The sequence below is a fragment of the Pseudomonas nunensis genome, assembly GCF_024296925.1.
Taxonomy (GTDB): domain Bacteria; phylum Pseudomonadota; class Gammaproteobacteria; order Pseudomonadales; family Pseudomonadaceae; genus Aquipseudomonas; species Aquipseudomonas nunensis.
In genome coordinates, this window is the sequence record NZ_CP101125.1 from 4,533,291 (window position 1) to 4,549,953 (window position 16,663).

The following is a 16,663-nucleotide window of genomic DNA, read 5'->3' on the forward strand; positions in this document are numbered from 1 at the left end:
CCCATGCTGAAAAAAATCGCCCTCGTCGCCGGCTCCGTACTGTTTGCCGCCAACCTGATGGCCGCCACGCCCGCCAAGGCGCCGCATGTGCTGCTGGACACCACCAATGGCCAGATCGAAATCGAACTGGACCCGGTCAAGGCGCCGATCAGTACCAAGAACTTTCTGGACTACGTCAACAGCGGCTTCTACAACAACACGATTTTCCACCGTGTGATCCCCGGGTTCATGATCCAGGGCGGTGGTTTCACGCAACAGATGCAGCAGAAAGAAACCAAGGCACCGATCAAGAACGAATCCAAAAACGGCCTGCATAACGTGCGTGGCACGCTGTCCATGGCCCGCACCTCTGTGCCGGATTCGGCCACCAGCCAATTCTTCGTCAACGTCAAGGACAACGACTTCCTCGACCAGGGCGACGGTTACGCGGTGTTTGGCAAAGTCGTCAAAGGCATGGACGTAGTTGATGTCATCGTCAACTCGCAGACCACCACCAAAAGCGGCATGAAAGACGTGCCTGCCGATCCTGTGTTCATCAAGTCGGCCAAAGTCATCGACTAAGCTGCACAAGGAATGTTGAGCGGTCGCCGGTGCTTTACGGCGCCGCTCATCGTGCTCAAAGGAAAGCCCCTGCGCGGGCGGAGAACCAATGCTTTATCGCCGTTTTGAAAAACTGATCGACATCTTCCGCGACGCACCGACGGCAGCTCCGCCGGATCGGGTTCTCCCCTTCTATACCTATTACTTGAAGCAGGTCTGGCCGAGTTTCGCCGCCCTGCTGATCGTCGGCCTGTGTGCCTCGTTGATCGAAGTCGCGCTGTTCAATTATTTGAGCCGCATCATCGACCTGGCCCAAGGTACGCCGAACCCGAACTTCTTCCAGGATCACGCCCTCGAACTGACCTGGATGGTGGTGGTCACCCTGATCCTGCGCCCGATATTCTTCGCGCTGCACGATCTGCTGGTGCACCAGACCCTGACCCCTGGCATGACCAGCCTGATCCTCTGGCAGAACCATCGCTACGTGCTCAAACAGAGCCTGAATTTCTTCCAGAATGACTTCGCCGGGCGCATCGCCCAACGCATCATGCAGACCGGCAACGCCCTGCGCGATTCCGCCGTGCAAGCCGTGGACGCGCTGTGGCATGTGCTGATCTACGCGATCAGCGCGCTGGTGTTGTTTGCCGAAGCCGACTGGCGCCTGATGATCCCGCTGATGACCTGGATCGCAGGCTTTATTGGCGCGCTGTATTACTTCGTGCCACGGGTCAAGGATCGCTCGGTGCAGTCTTCCGATGCGCGCTCAAAACTCATGGGGCGGATCGTCGACGGCTACACCAACATCACCACCCTGAAACTGTTCGCCCACACCAATTTCGAACAGCATTACGCCAAGGAAGCGATCAAGGAACAGACCGAAAAAGCCCAGATGGCCGGCCGCGTGGTCACCAGCATGGACGTGGCCATCACCAGCATGAACGGCCTGCTAATCGTCACCACCACCGGCCTGGCCCTGTGGCTGTGGACCCAGTCGCTGATCTCGGTGGGCGCGATTGCCTTGGCCACCGGCCTGGTGATCCGCATCGTCAACATGTCCGGCTGGATCATGTGGGTGGTCACCGGCATCTTCGAAAACATTGGCATGGTCCAGGATGGTTTGCGCACCATCGCTCAACCGGTCAGCGTCACCGACCGCGAGCACGCCAAGCCACTGGCGGTGGCCAACGGCGAAGTGCGCTTCGAGCACGTCGATTTCCACTACGGCAAGAAGAGCGGCATCATCGGCGGCCTCAACCTGACCATCAAACCCGGCGAGAAAATAGGCCTGATCGGCCCGTCGGGCGCCGGCAAATCGACCCTGGTCAACCTGCTGCTGCGCCTCTACGACGTGGAAGGCGGACGCATCCTGATCGATGGCCAGAACATCGCCGAAGTCGGCCAGGAAAGCTTGCGCGAGCGCATCGGCATGATCACCCAGGACACGTCGCTGCTGCACCGTTCGATCCGCGACAATCTGCTTTACGGCCGGCCCGACGCCACCGACGCCGAACTCTGGGAAGCGGTGCACAAAGCCCGGGCCGACGAGTTCATCCCGTTGCTCTCGGACGCCGAAGGCCGCACGGGTTTCGATGCGCACGTGGGTGAGCGTGGGGTGAAGCTCTCTGGCGGCCAGCGTCAGCGGATCGCTATCGCGCGGGTGCTGCTCAAGGACGCGCCGATCCTGATCATGGACGAAGCCACCTCGGCGCTGGACTCGGAAGTCGAAGCGGCGATCCAGGAAAGCCTGGAAACCCTGATGCAAGGCAAAACCGTGATCGCCATCGCCCACCGGCTCTCGACCATCGCCCGCATGGATCGGTTGGTGGTGCTGGAAAACGGCAAGATCGCCGAGACCGGCAGCCACGCTGAACTGCTGGCCCATGGCGGGCTGTATGCAAGGCTGTGGGCGCACCAGACAGGTGGGTTTGTCGGGATCGACTAGGTTGCGGATCCCTTGTAGCAGCTGGCGAAGCCTGCGTTCGGCTGCGCAGCAGTCGTGATCGGTCGACCTGAAACACTGCGCTGCCTGATTTACGACTGCTTCGCAGCCGAACGCAGCCTTCGGCAGCTGCTACACAAACGTCGCTGACTCAACAAAAAACCGCCACAGCCCTCTAACCATGGGCCCTGGCGGTTTTTTTATGTGCGCTGGAATTCCTCTAAAACCCTGCTGTACTCAGCCAAGGTTCTGGAGATGAACCTGTCGTAAATCTGCAGGAAGCATCACGCGATACAGTCTCGATAGGTCACCTATCAAGGACGCTCTCATGTCTCTGTTCAAACGTTCAGTCACTGAGTTGTTAGGTACGTTCTGGCTGGTGTTGGGTGGGTGCGGCAGTGCGGTGTTGGCCGCGTCTTCGCCGTTGGGTATCGGCGTGTTGGGGGTGGCCCTGGCATTTGGTCTTACCGTGCTGACCATGGCGTTCGCCATAGGCCATATTTCTGGATGTCACCTCAACCCTGCCGTGTCGGTGGGATTGTTCGTCGGCGGTCGATTCCCTGCCAAAGAGTTACCCGCCTACATCATCGCCCAGGTGATCGGCGGGATCATCGCGGCGGCGCTGCTCTACTACATCGCCAGCGGCAAGGAAGGCTTCGATCTGTCGGCAGGGCTGGCCTCCAATGGCTACGCCGAGCACTCCCCCGGCAAATACTCGATGGCCGCAGGCTTTGTCTGTGAGCTGGTGATGACGGCGATGTTCGTGCTGATCATCCTCGGCGCCACCGACAAACGCGCCCCGGCGGGACTCGCACCGATCGCCATCGGCCTGGCCCTGACGCTGATCCACCTGATCTCGATTCCAGTGACCAACACCTCGGTCAACCCGGCCCGCAGCACGGGGCCGGCGCTGATGGTTGGCGGTTGGGCCATCGCGCAGTTGTGGATGTTCTGGGTCGCGCCGTTGTTGGGCGCGGTGGTTGGCGGGGTGACTTATCGCTGGCTGGGTAAGGAAGGCACCTGAACGCTTGGACGAGGATTTGTCATGTCTCCGGGCATGGCAATCCTCGCTTCCTCGACATGTTTCATTAACTCGGCGCAACTACTAAGTGCGCGGAACTTTATCAATCAACCTTAATTCAACAAACACAACTTGCAAAGCCCTCACACAAGCAGAAGCAAATATCTCTTAGGCCTTATTTAAAGTCGTTGCTAATATCCCGCCCCTTGAACCATTGTTCAATCCATCAGATAAACAACCGGAAAATATTTATGATCAAAAAGATTTTGGCCTTCAGCGTATTACTGAACATCGGGCTGTTTCAAAGTGCGGCCTTCGCTGATTCCATTGCTACCGCTATTGAGCCCGGCCCGCTGCATCATATGGCCATTGCGTTTCCCATAAAGTGCCCGCCTGGATATGACGAGACTTTTTACCAACACATCTGCATCAAGTGAAAGAATGTTTACATTCTTTCTAAAGCTAAACCCCAACACACCCGCAACCTAAAACATCTTAAATAAAGCCAGCAAATCTATAACCTTAAAACACCGCCCCCTATCAATAGAGGGGCGGTGCGTTTATATGACGACCCAAACAATCTCAGAGATGAATTAAAACGCATTTTAATGGCTCAAACCTGCCGATAAGGCAACGCCGTTCTCGCCTCTTCCGCATACGCCAAGACCCCAACACGCTCCTGCTGCAAAAAGTCTTTAACCGCCGCTTTCAACCCCGGATGACGCAAGTAGTGCCAGGAATGAGTAATCACCGGTTCAAACCCGCGAATCAATTTGTGCTCGCCCTGGGCGCCGGCGTCAAAGCGCTGGAAGCCGTTGGCAATCGCATAGTCCATGCCTTGGTAGAAACACGTCTCGAAATGCAAACGGTCGTACTCCGCCAGGCAGCCCCAGTAACGTCCATAAAAGCTGTCGCCGCCCACCAGGCTGAAGGCCATGGCCACCGGCCGTGAGCCTTGCTTGGCCAGCACCACGCGAATCGATTCCGGCATGCGTTCGGCCAACAGGCTGAAAAATTCCCGCGTCAGGTACGGCGTTTGCCGACGCACCGCGTAGGTATTGGCGTAGCACGCGTAGACGAAATCCCACTGCGCCTGGGTCAGTTGCGCACCCTCAAGCCATTCAAATTCGATGCCCTGCCCCGCCACTTGCTCGCGCTCCTTGCGCATCTGCTTGCGCTTGCGCGAACTGAGCGCGTCAAGGAAGTCCTGAAAGTCCCGATAACCACGGTTCTGCCAGTGGTACTGACAACCGATGCGCTGCAACCAGCCGGGCTGTTCAGCCAACGCGGCATCGGTGAAAGGATCGGTGAAATTGATGTGCGCGCTGGAAAGTTCTTCGATTTCCAGATAGCCCGGCAGGCTGTTCAGCAACTCAAAACCATCCTCCACATTGGCCGCCAACAAGCGCGGGCCGCTGACCGGGCTGAACGGCACGGCGGTCAACAACTTGGGGTAATACTCGATGCCCGCACGGGCGCATGCGTCGGCCCAGCCGTGATCGAACACGTACTCGCCGTAGGAATGCCATTTGCGGTAGCTGGGTAACGCCGCGATCAAACGATCGCCTTCGATGTGCAGCAGATGCTCGGGCTGCCAGCCGGAATGCGGGCCGACGCTGCCGCTGTCTTCCAGCGCGCTGAGGAAAGCGTGGCGCAGAAACGGCTGACTTTCGGGTACCAGCGCGTCCCACGTATGGGGCGCGATTTCGGACAGATTTTCCAGACATTGCAGCGGCATCGGCATTCTCACAGTTCGTTGCGTGACAGCTTCGCGAGTATCGCCTATCGCCGCGCATCCCACACCTTTCATCCGCCGACAGCGCTCTAGAACGAAGGTTCATGAAAGATTTGTATCGTCATCGAGACGCCATCACTTTGCCACTGCACTGTCATAAACCATCGCGATACTGGCGCCTGTTTTTAGAGCGCCGGGTTCTTACCCGGTCACTGTTTTCCGTCCGACAACGGTCGGTTGTGTCCTGGATGGCTCAGTCATCCCTTTCATCTTCGGAGATTGATATGCGTCTTGCTTCCACGAAAACTGCGGCGGCCCTGTGTGGCGGCCTGCTGCTGGCCATGAGTGTTCCAGCGAGCGCCGCAGTCGACGCCAAACTGCTCGACATGCTCAAGGCAAATGGCTCGATTTCCCAGGCGCAATACGCCGAACTGCAAGCCGAACTGGCACGGGATCAGAAAGACCAGCAAATCGCCCGCCAGGCTCAACAAGAGACCAACGAACAGATCGCGGCAACCGCGAAGAAAACCAATGAACTGAGCACCTTCGACCAGAAACTGGCATGGGCCGCCAAGACCCAGTTCAAGGGTGACGTGCGCTTCCGTGAAGAAACCGTGCACAACGATGGTGTTTCGAACAACAAGGACCAGGATCGCCAGCGCATTCGTGTACGCCTGGGTGCCTACAGCGAAATCAACCCGCAAGTCGACACCGGTATCCGTATCGCCACTGGCAACAACGACGACGCTCGCTCCACCAACCAGAGCCTGGACGGTTACTTCGACAAGAAGTCGATCTGGCTGGACCAGGGCTACGTGGACTACCACCCCGACTTCCTGAAGAACCTGCACGTGGTTGGCGGCAAGATGCCGCAACAATGGGTGAGCATGGGCGACATCATCTGGGATAGCGACATCAGCCCTGAAGGTCTGGCACTCACTTATAAATACCCTCTGGGCGGCAGCACCGAGCTGTTCGGCAGCGCCGGTCACTACACCCTCAAGGACAACGTCGACGGCGACGGCGTGCAGTTCAAGCACGACCTGCGTCTGTACGCCGGCCAGTTGGGCGCGCGTTTCGCCATCACCGACAACCTGAAACTGACCCTGGGTGGCAGCGTCTACGGCTACGACAACGACGACGACATCACCGCTGGCGGCACCACCACGCCATCCATCCTGGCCACCAACGGCAACACCCCGAACGAACAATTCAAACTGTACGAAGGCTTCGGTCAGTTGGACGTCGCCGGCCTGCCACTGCCGCTCTCGGTATACGGTCAGTACGTCACCAACAAAGACGCCAGCAACGATCAGGACGCAGCCTGGTTGGCCGGTGTGAAGACCAAGCTTTACGGCTTCGCCGTGGACTACAACTATCGCGACGTTCAGCGTAACGCGGTGGTCGGTGCCTTCACCGACTCCGACTTCGCCAACGGTTTCACCGGTTCGCGCGGCAGCAAGTTGAAAGTCAGCTATGAAATCGACAAGAACTTCGCCCTTGGCGCGACGTACTTCCTGGCCAAATCCGACTTCACCAACGCCACCATCCGCGATTCGGACATCAAAACCCTGCAACTGGATGCCGAAGCCAAGTTCTAATACCCCGCAATACGACCCGGGCAAGGAAGCCCGGGCGCTTCTTTACAGCCTCGCGTTGGTCTATCGGTCCCCATCATCCGTCCGATAGACCAACGCGGGCTGTTTTCATTTCCCCGTAACACACCGCCCATTGTGGCGAGCGAGCTTGCTCGCGCTGGGGTGCGAAGCGGCCCCCTGCATTCCTTCAGCCAGACCGCATTCGCTGGTTTTGCGACTGCTTCGCAGCCGAGCGGGAGCAAGCTCCCTCGCCACAAGTAATTCCCTGGCCACAAAAAATCCGGCACAAAAAAAGATCGCAGCCTGCGGCAGCTCCTACAGGATCGGGTTCAACTCAATATTGAAGTTGAACCCGATCGGCGTAGGAGCTGCCGCAGGCTGCGATCTTTTATGCGTTAACTCAGCGCTTGCGCAGAATCACGCTACCAATCGAATACCCGGCGCCGAACGAGCTGAGCACCGCTAGCGAGCCGGCGGCCAGATCATCCTGGTTCTTATGAAACGAAATCACCGAACCCGCAGAGCTGGTGTTGGCGTAGGTGTCGAGGATCACCGGCGCTTCTTCTTCGGTGGCTTCGCGGCCCAGCAGTTTCTTGACGATCAAGTGGTTCATGCTGAGGTTGGCCTGGTGCAGCCAGAAGCGCTTCACGTCGCTGATGTTCAGCTTGTTCTCTTCAAGGTGCGTGGCGATCAGTTCGGCGACCATTGGGCACACATCGCGGAACACCTTGCGGCCTTCCTGCACGAACAGTTTGTCCTTGGTGCCGATGCCCTCTTCCGCCGCGCGGTTGAGGAAACCGAAGTTGTTGCGGATGTTGTTGGAGAACTTGGTCAGCAGTTTGGTGCTGACGATGTCGAACTGGTACTCGGACGTCGCCAGGTCGGCACGTTCGATGATCACTGCGGTGGCAGCATCGCCGAAGATGAAGTGGCTGTCGCGGTCGCGGAAGTTCAGGTGACCGGTGCAGACTTCCGGGTTGACCATCAGGATCGCCCGGGCCTGGCCCAGTTGCACGCTGTTGGCGGCGGCCTGGATGCCGAAGGTCGCCGAGGAGCACGCGACGTTCATGTCGAAACCGAAACCTTGAATGCCCAGGGCTTCCTGGACTTCGATGGCGATGGCCGGGTAGGCGCGTTGCAGGTTGGAACAGGCGACGATCACACCGTCGATGTCCGCGGCAGTCTTGCCGGCACGCTGCAAGGCTTGCTCGGCAGCGCCGATGGCCATCTGGCAGAGCACCGACCATTCGTCGTTGGAACGCTCCGGCAGGCGTGGCGCCATGCGTTGCGGGTCGAGGATGCCTTCCTTGTCCATGACAAAACGGCTTTTGATGCCGGAGGCTTTTTCGATAAACGCTGCACTGGACTCGGTCAACGCTTCGATCTCGCCGCGCGCGATGGCATCGGCATTGTCGGCGTTGAATTGCGCGACGTAAGCGTTGAAAGACTGCACCAGCTCTTCGTTGGAGATGCTGTTGGCCGGGGTGTACAGGCCGGTGCCGCTGATGACGACGTTATGCATGGTCGTTTCTCTAATCTGTTCAGGCAGAAAGTGCTGGCACCGACGTACCAACACACAAAGGGTCTTTTCCCATTCCGTGGAGTCCAACCTGGCATCGCTTTATTCCGATCCGCGGCGCCTGCGAAGGCTCAAAATCGCGGTGACGGCGTTTATAGGCGCGAAGTTTGCCATAAACGCTGGGGTTTGGCCCTATTTGAGAGATCAAACGCCTGCCAATGTGGGAGCGGGCTTGTGTGGCGAGGGAGCTTGCTCCCGCTTGAGTGCGCAGCGCTCACAAAATTTTGGGGCCGCTTCGCAACCCAGCGCGAGCAAGCTCGCTCGCCACAAGCTCGCTCCAACAGGGGTTATGGTTCGACCTGCGTCCACTGTTTGTTCAGGCGCTTATCGGAGATCGGCACCTTGGTCCCCAGTTGCTGGGCGAACAGCGACACCCGGTATTCCTCCAGCCACCAGCGATACAGTTCCAGCTGCGGATCGCGCTTGCCTTCCTGGGCGTGTTTGTTGGCGCGGGTCTGGTATTGCGTCCACAAACCGGACAACTCGCCGGCCCAGACCCGATCCCGCTGCACTTGCGCGCCGATCTTCTCAAAACGTTGCTCGACCGCTTTCAGGTAACGCGGCAGCTCCTTGAGCCATTGCATCGGGGTTTCCCGAACAAACCCCGGATACACCAGATGACTGAGCTGCTGCTTGATGTCATTCAACGCCACGGCTTGGGCCAGGTCGATCTTGCCCTTGAAACGCTTTTGCAGAGCGTGCCAGAGCTTCAGAATCTCCAACGTTAACTTGGCCAGACGCTCGGCGTGTTCGGTCCAGCCGCCGCGCTTGCGCTCCGCCAGTGAGGCCAACCCGGCGCCATCGCGTGGCAACGGGTCTTCGCCGTCGAGAATGCAGCTGTCGAGGCTCGCCAGCAGAATGTCTTCGACCAAGGCATCGATGCGCCCCAGTTCGCGGTACATCAAGCCCAGTTCAGTCAGCCCCGGCAACTTGCCCCGCAGGAACTTCGCCGGCTCGGCCAATTGCTGCATCAACAAACGCTGCAACGCACGGCGATGCTGGAACTCAGCCTCGGCCGGGGTCGAGAAACGCCCTTCCTTGACCGTGCCGCTCTCTTCCACCAGCGCCGGGTACACCGTCATCGACAGCCCGGCGATCTTCTGCTGGGTTTTTTCGGCCACTGCGGCGAAGACTTTCGGCTCCACCGGTTGCTGGTTTTTCGCGGTTTGCGGCACCGCCAACGCGGCTTGGCTGGCTTCGGCGAAACGTGCGGTCAGCTCGGCCAGATCCCGCCCTTCGCCAAGGAACTTGCCCTGACCGTCGACGATTTCCAGGTTCATCCGCAAATGACTGTCGACCTGTTGCGAGGCCTCCGCCCAGGCTTCATCGCTGACCCGCGCACCGGTCATGCGCAACAGTTCGCGGCCCAACGCCAGGGGCAACGAGCCCTCGGCGAAGGTCATGCGCTGCAACGCGGCTTTGACGAAGTCCGGCACCGGCACGAAATTCTTGCGCAGGGCCTTGGGCAGGTTGCGCACCAACGCCACGCACTTGGCCTCGATGACGCCGGGCACCAACCATTCCAGGCGTTCCGGCGGCAGCATCGGCAACAGCGGCGCCGGCACGCGCAGGGTCACGCCGTCACGCGGGTGGTTCGGTTCGAAGTGATAACTCAGGGCCAGTTCCAGATCACCGATGTGCAAAGTGTCCGGGTAATGCAGCGCGGTGACTTCACTGGCCTCGCGGGCCAGCACGTCTTCTTCGCGCATGATCAGCAGTTGCGGGTCTTTCTGGCTGTTGACCCGATACCAACTGTCGAATGTGGCGGTCTGATGAATCTCCGCCGGCAGGCGCGCGTCGTAGAAAGCGAACAGGGTTTCCTCGTCGGCCAGGATATCGCGCCGACGAGCCTTGGCTTCCAGTTCGTCGAGCTGTTCCAGCAACTGCGCATTGGCCGTCAGGCATTTGGCCTTGGACTGGATTTCCCCACGTACCAAACCTTCGCGAATGAAAAACTCTCGGGACACCACCGGGTCGATCGGCCCGTAATGCACCGGCCGGCGACCAACAATGATCAGCCCGAACAAGGTGATCTGTTCGAACGCCACGACCTGGCCGCGCTTCTTCTCCCAATGGGGTTCGAAGTGGTTTTTCTTGATCAGGTGCCCGGCCAACGGCTCGATCCAGTCGGCGTCGATCTTGGCGACCATCCGCGCATAGAGCTTGGTGGTTTCCACCAGTTCGGCGGTCATCAGCCACTGCGGACGCTTCTTGCCCAGGCCCGACGACGGGTGAATCCAAAAACGCCGCTGACGCGCGCCGAGGTAGTCGCCGTCCTCGGTTTTCTGGCCGATCTGACTGAGCAGCCCCGAAAGCACGGCTTTGTGCAGTTTCGGGTAATCCGCCGGTTCTTTATTGAGGCTGAGCTGCATGTCGCGGCAGATCAGGCTCAACTGGCGATGGGAGTCGCGCCACTCGCGCAGGCGCAAGTAGTTGAGGAAATTCTTGCGGCACCAGTTCCGCAACGGACTGGCGGTCAGCGCCTGGCGCTGTTCTTCAAAACCGCGCCACAGATTGACCAGCCCGGCGAAGTCCGAGTCCACGTCTTTCCATTGCGCGTGAGCCTGATCCGCCGCTTGCTGGCGTTCCGGCGGACGCTCGCGCGGGTCCTGGATCGACATGGCGCTGGCGACGATCAACACTTCCTGCAAGCTGCCGAGTTTCGCCGCTTCCAGCAGCATCCGGCCCATGCGCGGGTCCACCGGCAAGCGCGCCAGATTGCGCCCTAGCGGCGTCAGTTGGCTGTTGCGGTCGACTGCCGAGAGTTCTTGCAGCAGGTTGAAACCGTCGCTGATGGCTTTGCCATCTGGCGGTTCGATAAACGGGAAATCGGTGATCTCGCCGAGGCGCAGATGCAGCATCTGCAGAATCACGGCGGCAAGGTTGGTGCGCAGGATTTCCGGATCGGTGAATTCCGGCCGGCCCATGAAATCTTCTTCGCTGAAGAGACGAATACAAATACCCGGCTCGACCCGCCCGCATCGACCTTTACGCTGATTGGCGCTGGCCTGGGAAATCGCTTCGATGGGCAGGCGCTGGACCTTGGCGCGGTAGCTGTAACGACTGATGCGCGCGGTGCCGCTGTCGATCACGTAACGAATACCCGGCACGGTCAGCGAAGTTTCCGCGACGTTGGTCGCCAGCACCACGCGTCGGCCTGGGTGCGACTGGAAAATCCGCTGCTGCTCGGCCGGCGATAACCGCGCGTACAGCGGCAGGATTTCAGTGTGCTTGAGCTGGGCTTTGCGCAGCATGTCGGCGGCGTCACGAATCTCGCGCTCGCCGGGCAGGAACACCAACACATCGCCGGGACTCTTGCGCTCGCTGCGTTCAAACGCGGCGATTTCGTCGAGGGTGGCGAGGATCGCCTGGTCCACGGTCAAGTCGTCCTCGACGCGGTTGCCCTCTTCGTCCTGCTCAAGCGTCAGCGGGCGATACCAGGTTTCCACCGGGAAGGTGCGGCCCGAGACTTCAACAATCGGCGCGTCATCGAAATGCTTGGAGAAGCGCTCCAGGTCGATGGTCGCCGAAGTGATGATGACTTTCAGGTCCGGGCGTCGTGGCAGCAGGGTTTTCAGGTAGCCGAGCAGGAAGTCGATGTTGAGGCTGCGTTCGTGGGCTTCGTCGACGATGATCGTGTCGTAGCGTTCGAGGTAGCGGTCGTTCTGGGTTTCCGCCAGCAGAATGCCGTCGGTCATCAGCTTGATCAGGGTGTTGGAATCGCTCTGGTCCTCGAACCGCACCTGATAGCCGACCAGCGCGCCCAGCGGCGTCGCCAGTTCTTCGGCCACCCGGCTCGCCACACTGCGCGCCGCAATCCGGCGCGGCTGGGTGTGGCCGATCAGACCATGCTGACCACGGCCGATTTCCAGGCAAATTTTCGGTAACTGGGTGGTTTTGCCCGACCCGGTTTCGCCGGCAATGATCAGCACCTGATGCTTGAGCAGCGCCTCTTTGATTTCGTCGCGCTTGGCGGCAATCGGCAAACTGTCGTCGTAACGAATCACCGGCAGGCTGGCACGCCGCGCCAACACCTGATCACAAGACGCCTGCATGCGCGTCACCCACTGGGCCAGCTTGGCCTCATCAGGTTTCTTGCGCAGCTCAAGCAACTGCCGCCGCAGCCGGTGGCGGTCGGCGAGCATGGCGTGATCGAGGTTTTTCAGCAGTTTGTCGATGGAAGGCGATTCGTCAGTCATCAGGTACGCAATAAGTCGTCTAGTGGCGCAGGGGGGCGATTGTCGCAGATTTAGCGGACGAACGAGATCCCTTGTAGGAGCTGACGAGTGAAACGAGGCTGCGATCTTTTGACTTTGATTTTCAAGATCAAGATCAAAAGATCGCAGCCTCGTTTCACTCGACAGCTCCTACAGGGGGCATGGCATTGGGTTATTCGTTGTCCATGCCCTTGCGCCGATAGGGGAACACGTCGATGACTTTGCCGGCGCGAATGGCTTCTTGCAGGCTCTTCCAGTAATCGGCGTTATAAAGCTCGCCATGCAACTGATCGAACAACTTGCGCTGCCCGGAATCGGCGAACAAAAACGGCGGAAACTCCTCGGGAAACACATCCAGCGGCCCGATCGAGTACCACGGCTCGGACGCCATCTCATCCTCCGGCGTGCGCGGTTGCGGGATATGCCGGAAATTTGCCTCAGTCAAAAAGCAAATCTCGTCGTAGTCATAAAACACCACACGCCCGTGCCGGGTGACGCCGAAGTTTTTCAGCAGCATGTCGCCGGGAAAGATGTTCGCCGCCGCCAGTTGTTTGATCGCCAAGCCGTAATCCTCCAGCGCCTCGCGGACTTGAGCGTCGTTGGCGTGTTCCAGGTACAGGTTCAGCGGGGTCATGCGCCGTTCGGTCCAGCAGTGACGGATCAGCACCGTGTCGCCCTCCACAGACACCGTGGACGCCGCCACGTCGAGCAATTCTTCCAGGCACGCCGGTTCGAACTTGCTCAGCGGGAAACGGAAGTCGGCGAATTCCTGGGTATCGGCCATGCGCCCGACGCGGTCGACGCTTTTCACCAGGCGGTACTTCTCGATCACCGTGGCGCGGTCGACGTTTTTTGACGGCGAGAAGCGGTCCTTGATGATTTTGAATACGGTGTTGAACCCCGGCAGGGTGAACACGCTCATGACCATGCCGCGCACACCGGGGGCCATGATGAACTGGTCGTCGGTGTTGGCCAGGTGGTTGATCAGCGCCCGGTAGAACTCGGACTTGCCGTGTTTGTAGAAACCGATCGAGGTGTACAGCTCGGCGATGTGCTTGCCCGGCAGGATGCGCTTGAGGAAGCCGATGAACTCCGCCGGCACCGGCACATCCACCATGAAATACGAGCGTGTGAACGAGAAGATGATCGACACGTCTGCCTCATCGGTGATCAGCGCGTCGATCTGGATGCCGCGCCCTTCGCGGTGCAGCAACGGAATCACCAGCGGCCATTGTTCGTCCTGGGTGTAAATCCGTCCGACCAGATACGCGCCCTTGTTGCGGTAAAGCACCGAGGAGAACAGTTCGACGGACAGTTCCGGATCCTTGCAGACCCAGTCCGGCAGGTTCTCGCGCAGTTGCGCTTCGAGGCGGCGCAGGTCGCCGGACAGGTCGGCGTAATCCTCGCTGAAGCGGTAGTCGGCAAAGATACTCGCCAACATTTCCGACAAATGTCCCTGGGGCTTGTAGGTGCGGGTTTGCGCGGCCCGGGCCCGGCGCAGGCTCGGCCGGGTGGTGTGGATGAACATGCAGCCGTCGCTGATCAGGTCGTGGCTGAACAGCCCGCAGAAGATCGAGTTGTACCAGGTCTCGGACAGCTCATCGTCGAAACGCAGGTCGATCAACGTGATGTAGGCGCTCTTGACCAGCGGCCAGCAGCTCACATCCATCAGCGTATCGGTCTCGAAGGCGCCCCGCAGCCGCTCGACCGTTTCGCCGACTTTTTCTTCGTACAGATTGATCCGCGCTGCCGACGCCGATTGCGTCTCCTGCCACTGGGCCTGCTCGAAACGGGCCCGGGCACCGTCGGTGATCTGCCGGAAATGCTCGCGGTAGTCATCAAAGCCATCGAGGATCAATCGGGCGATATCGGCGGCGGGCCATTGCTGCGGCATGGTGAGACCTCTGCGAAAGTGCGGAAGCCTGAGCTTAGCCAGTGAACCGGGTGCAGGAGAAGCGTAATTTTTGCCATTGATGTCGAGAGTCGAGCGAACCTCATGCTGGATTTTTTTCAGGTTTTTTAATCGACCGATTGGTCAATAAACACTCCATTCGGTCATACCGACCGCGCTTAATCGATTCCGCTGAACACCCCCAATCCTCTGCGTTACGCACGCAAACAGCCTTGCGAAATAACCTTCTGAATTAGCGTTTTGGCTTCTTCTGCCCTGCATCGCCCGGAACAGAGCCTCCAAGATTGGTCTTACCAAAATGATGGCACTTTGATATATAGCCCGCCATCACCCGCCTAAAAACAAGATCCTCGGTCCACGAGGGCTCCCTCCCAAAACGCCCAAGGAGCACATTCGATGTCTATCAGAAACATGCGTATAGGTTTGCGTGCCGGTCTGAGTTTTGCCGTTTTGGCCAGTCTGCTGGTAGTGGTTGGTCTGTTCGGTCTGGTGCAAATGGCGACCCTTCGCCAAAGCGCCACAGTGATTGAGGAGTCGTGGATGCCGAGCATCGAAAGCATTCATGACAGCGCGGCCAACATTGCGACCATTCGCCTGGAATCCCTGCGGTTGATCGCCAACAGCCAACCGGCCGTGCGGGAAAAGAGCAAAGGCATCCTCATCAACCAGCGTCAGGAATTGCTCAAGCGCCTGAACGATCACAAGACATTGATCTCCAGTGACCAGGAACGGGCCATGCTCGCCAGCCTGAACGCGGACGTGGCCAAGTACATGGCGATTCTCGACCAGATCATCGCCCAGATCGACGCCGGCCAGTCGGAGCAGGCCTACGCCCGCCTCAATACGGAACTGGCACCTCAGGGTGGCGTGCTGGACAAGACATTGGAGAGCATGATCAGTTTCAACCAGCAAGGCGCCGATGCAGCGTCCGACGATGCCGCGCGGATGTATCAGCGGGCGCAGTGGATTGTCGGCACGATCATCGTCACAGCCCTGCTCGCCACCCTGCTGTTGGCATGGCTGCTGACGCGCAGTATCACCACGCCGATCAATCAGGCCCTGAACGTGGCCCGGCGGATCGCTTCGGGTGACTTGAGCGGTAAAGTGCTGAGCGAGGGCGACGACGAAGCGGCACACCTGCTCGATGCCTTGGCCGACATGCAAAGCAATTTGCGCACGACCATTCGTGGCATCAGCGACTCGGCGCAGCAGCTCGCTTCCGCGGCCGAGGAAATGAGTTCGGTGATGGAAGAAAGCACCCGTGGCCTGCAACAGCAGAATGATCAGATCGAACAGGCCGCGACTGCCGTTACCGAGATGAGCACGGCGGTGGATGAAGTGGCCGCGAATGCGGTGTCCAGCGCCGAAGCGTCCCAGGCGTCGAACGAGGACAGCAAACACGGGCATGTTCAAGTCAGCGAAACCATTACTTCGATTCAAGGGCTGGTGAGCGAAGTGCTCGGCGCCTCGCAACAGGCTGAAGGCCTGGCAACTCAGGCCCAGGACATCAGCAAGGTGCTGGAAGTGATTCGCGGGATTGCCGGGCAAACCAACCTGCTGGCACTCAACGCCGCCATCGAAGCGGCCCGTGCCGGTGAGGCCGGGCGCGGGTTTGCCGTGGTGGCCGACGAGGTGCGTTCGCTGGCTCAACGCACGCAGAATTCCACCGAAGAAATCGAGTTGATGATCAGCAATATCCAGCACGGCACCGGGGCTACGGTCAGCGCGTTGCAAAGCAGCGCCGAGCAAGCCAGCCAGACCTTGCGCCGGGCCAACAGCGCCGGGCATGCGCTGGAAAAAATCACTGCATCGATCTCGCAAATTAACCAGCGCAACCTGGTGATCGCCAGTGCTGCCGAACAGCAAGCGCTGGTGGCGCGTGAGGTCGATCAAAATCTGGTGAACATCCGCGACCTCTCGACCCAAACCGCCGCCGGCGCCACCCAGACCTCCGCCGCCAGCCAGGAACTGTCGCGCTTGGCTGTGGACCTGAATGGGCTGGTGACGCGCTTCATTATTTAAACCTGTGTAGGCATTCACCTGTGGCGAGGGAGCTTGCTCCCGCTTGAGTGCGCAGCGCTCACAAAATAGTGGGGCCGCTGCGCAGCCCGGCGCGAGCAAG

General features: G+C 59.5%; 10 protein-coding genes. 6 read left to right on the forward strand and 4 right to left on the reverse strand.

Annotation, left to right across the window (positions count from 1 at the left end):
• The first annotated feature begins 3 nt into the window (after positions 1–3).
• From NK667_RS19825 to NK667_RS19840, 4 genes are all read left to right on the forward strand, one after another.
• Complete coding sequence (locus tag NK667_RS19825; protein ID WP_054049104.1) at positions 4–561, forward strand: peptidylprolyl isomerase; 558 nt, start codon at positions 4–6, stop codon at positions 559–561.
• Between the two features lie 88 nt (positions 562–649).
• Positions 650–2,482, forward strand: coding sequence for an ABC transporter ATP-binding protein (locus NK667_RS19830; RefSeq protein WP_054049102.1), 1,833 nt, complete (start codon positions 650–652; stop codon positions 2,480–2,482).
• Positions 2,483–2,807: 325 nt separating this feature from the next.
• Positions 2,808–3,503, forward strand: coding sequence for an aquaporin Z (gene aqpZ, locus NK667_RS19835; protein ID WP_054615808.1), 696 nt, complete (start codon positions 2,808–2,810; stop codon positions 3,501–3,503).
• 248 nt (positions 3,504–3,751) lie between these two features.
• Complete coding sequence (locus NK667_RS19840) at positions 3,752–3,937, forward strand: hypothetical protein (RefSeq protein WP_054615809.1); 186 nt, start codon at positions 3,752–3,754, stop codon at positions 3,935–3,937.
• A 176-nt stretch (positions 3,938–4,113) separates the two neighbouring features.
• Here the strand turns inward: NK667_RS19840 and NK667_RS19845 are convergent, their stop codons facing one another.
• Positions 4,114–5,238, reverse strand: a complete 1,125-nt coding sequence (locus NK667_RS19845) for a GNAT family N-acetyltransferase (RefSeq protein WP_054616302.1) — start codon at positions 5,236–5,238, stop codon at positions 4,114–4,116.
• Between the two features lie 281 nt (positions 5,239–5,519).
• On the opposite strand from NK667_RS19845, the gene NK667_RS19850 reads away from it, so the two are divergent.
• Positions 5,520–6,836, forward strand: coding sequence for a putative porin (locus NK667_RS19850; RefSeq protein ID WP_054049092.1), 1,317 nt, complete (start codon positions 5,520–5,522; stop codon positions 6,834–6,836).
• Between the two features lie 397 nt (positions 6,837–7,233).
• Here NK667_RS19850 and NK667_RS19855 read toward each other — a convergent pair whose 3' ends face one another.
• The 3 genes from NK667_RS19855 to aceK all read right to left on the reverse strand — a co-directional run bounded on the left by NK667_RS19855 (position 7,234) and on the right by aceK (position 14,523).
• Positions 7,234–8,355: a beta-ketoacyl-ACP synthase III gene (locus NK667_RS19855; protein WP_054615810.1), complete on the reverse strand. Its 1,122-nt coding sequence runs from the start codon at positions 8,353–8,355 to the stop codon at positions 7,234–7,236.
• A gap of 344 nt (positions 8,356–8,699) precedes the next feature.
• Positions 8,700–12,611 carry an ATP-dependent RNA helicase HrpA gene (gene hrpA, locus NK667_RS19860; protein ID WP_054615811.1) on the reverse strand — a complete coding sequence of 1,304 codons (3,912 nt, stop codon included), beginning with the start codon at positions 12,609–12,611 and terminating at the stop codon, positions 8,700–8,702.
• Positions 12,612–12,801: 190 nt separating this feature from the next.
• Entirely contained in the window at positions 12,802–14,523 is a 1,722-nt protein-coding gene (gene aceK / locus NK667_RS19865; protein WP_054615812.1) for a bifunctional isocitrate dehydrogenase kinase/phosphatase, read from the reverse strand.
• A gap of 429 nt (positions 14,524–14,952) precedes the next feature.
• Here aceK and NK667_RS19870 point away from each other — a divergent pair, with 429 nt between their 5' ends.
• Positions 14,953–16,563, forward strand: a complete 1,611-nt coding sequence (locus tag NK667_RS19870) for a methyl-accepting chemotaxis protein (protein WP_413786156.1) — start codon at positions 14,953–14,955, stop codon at positions 16,561–16,563.
• Positions 16,564–16,663 lie beyond the last annotated feature (100 nt).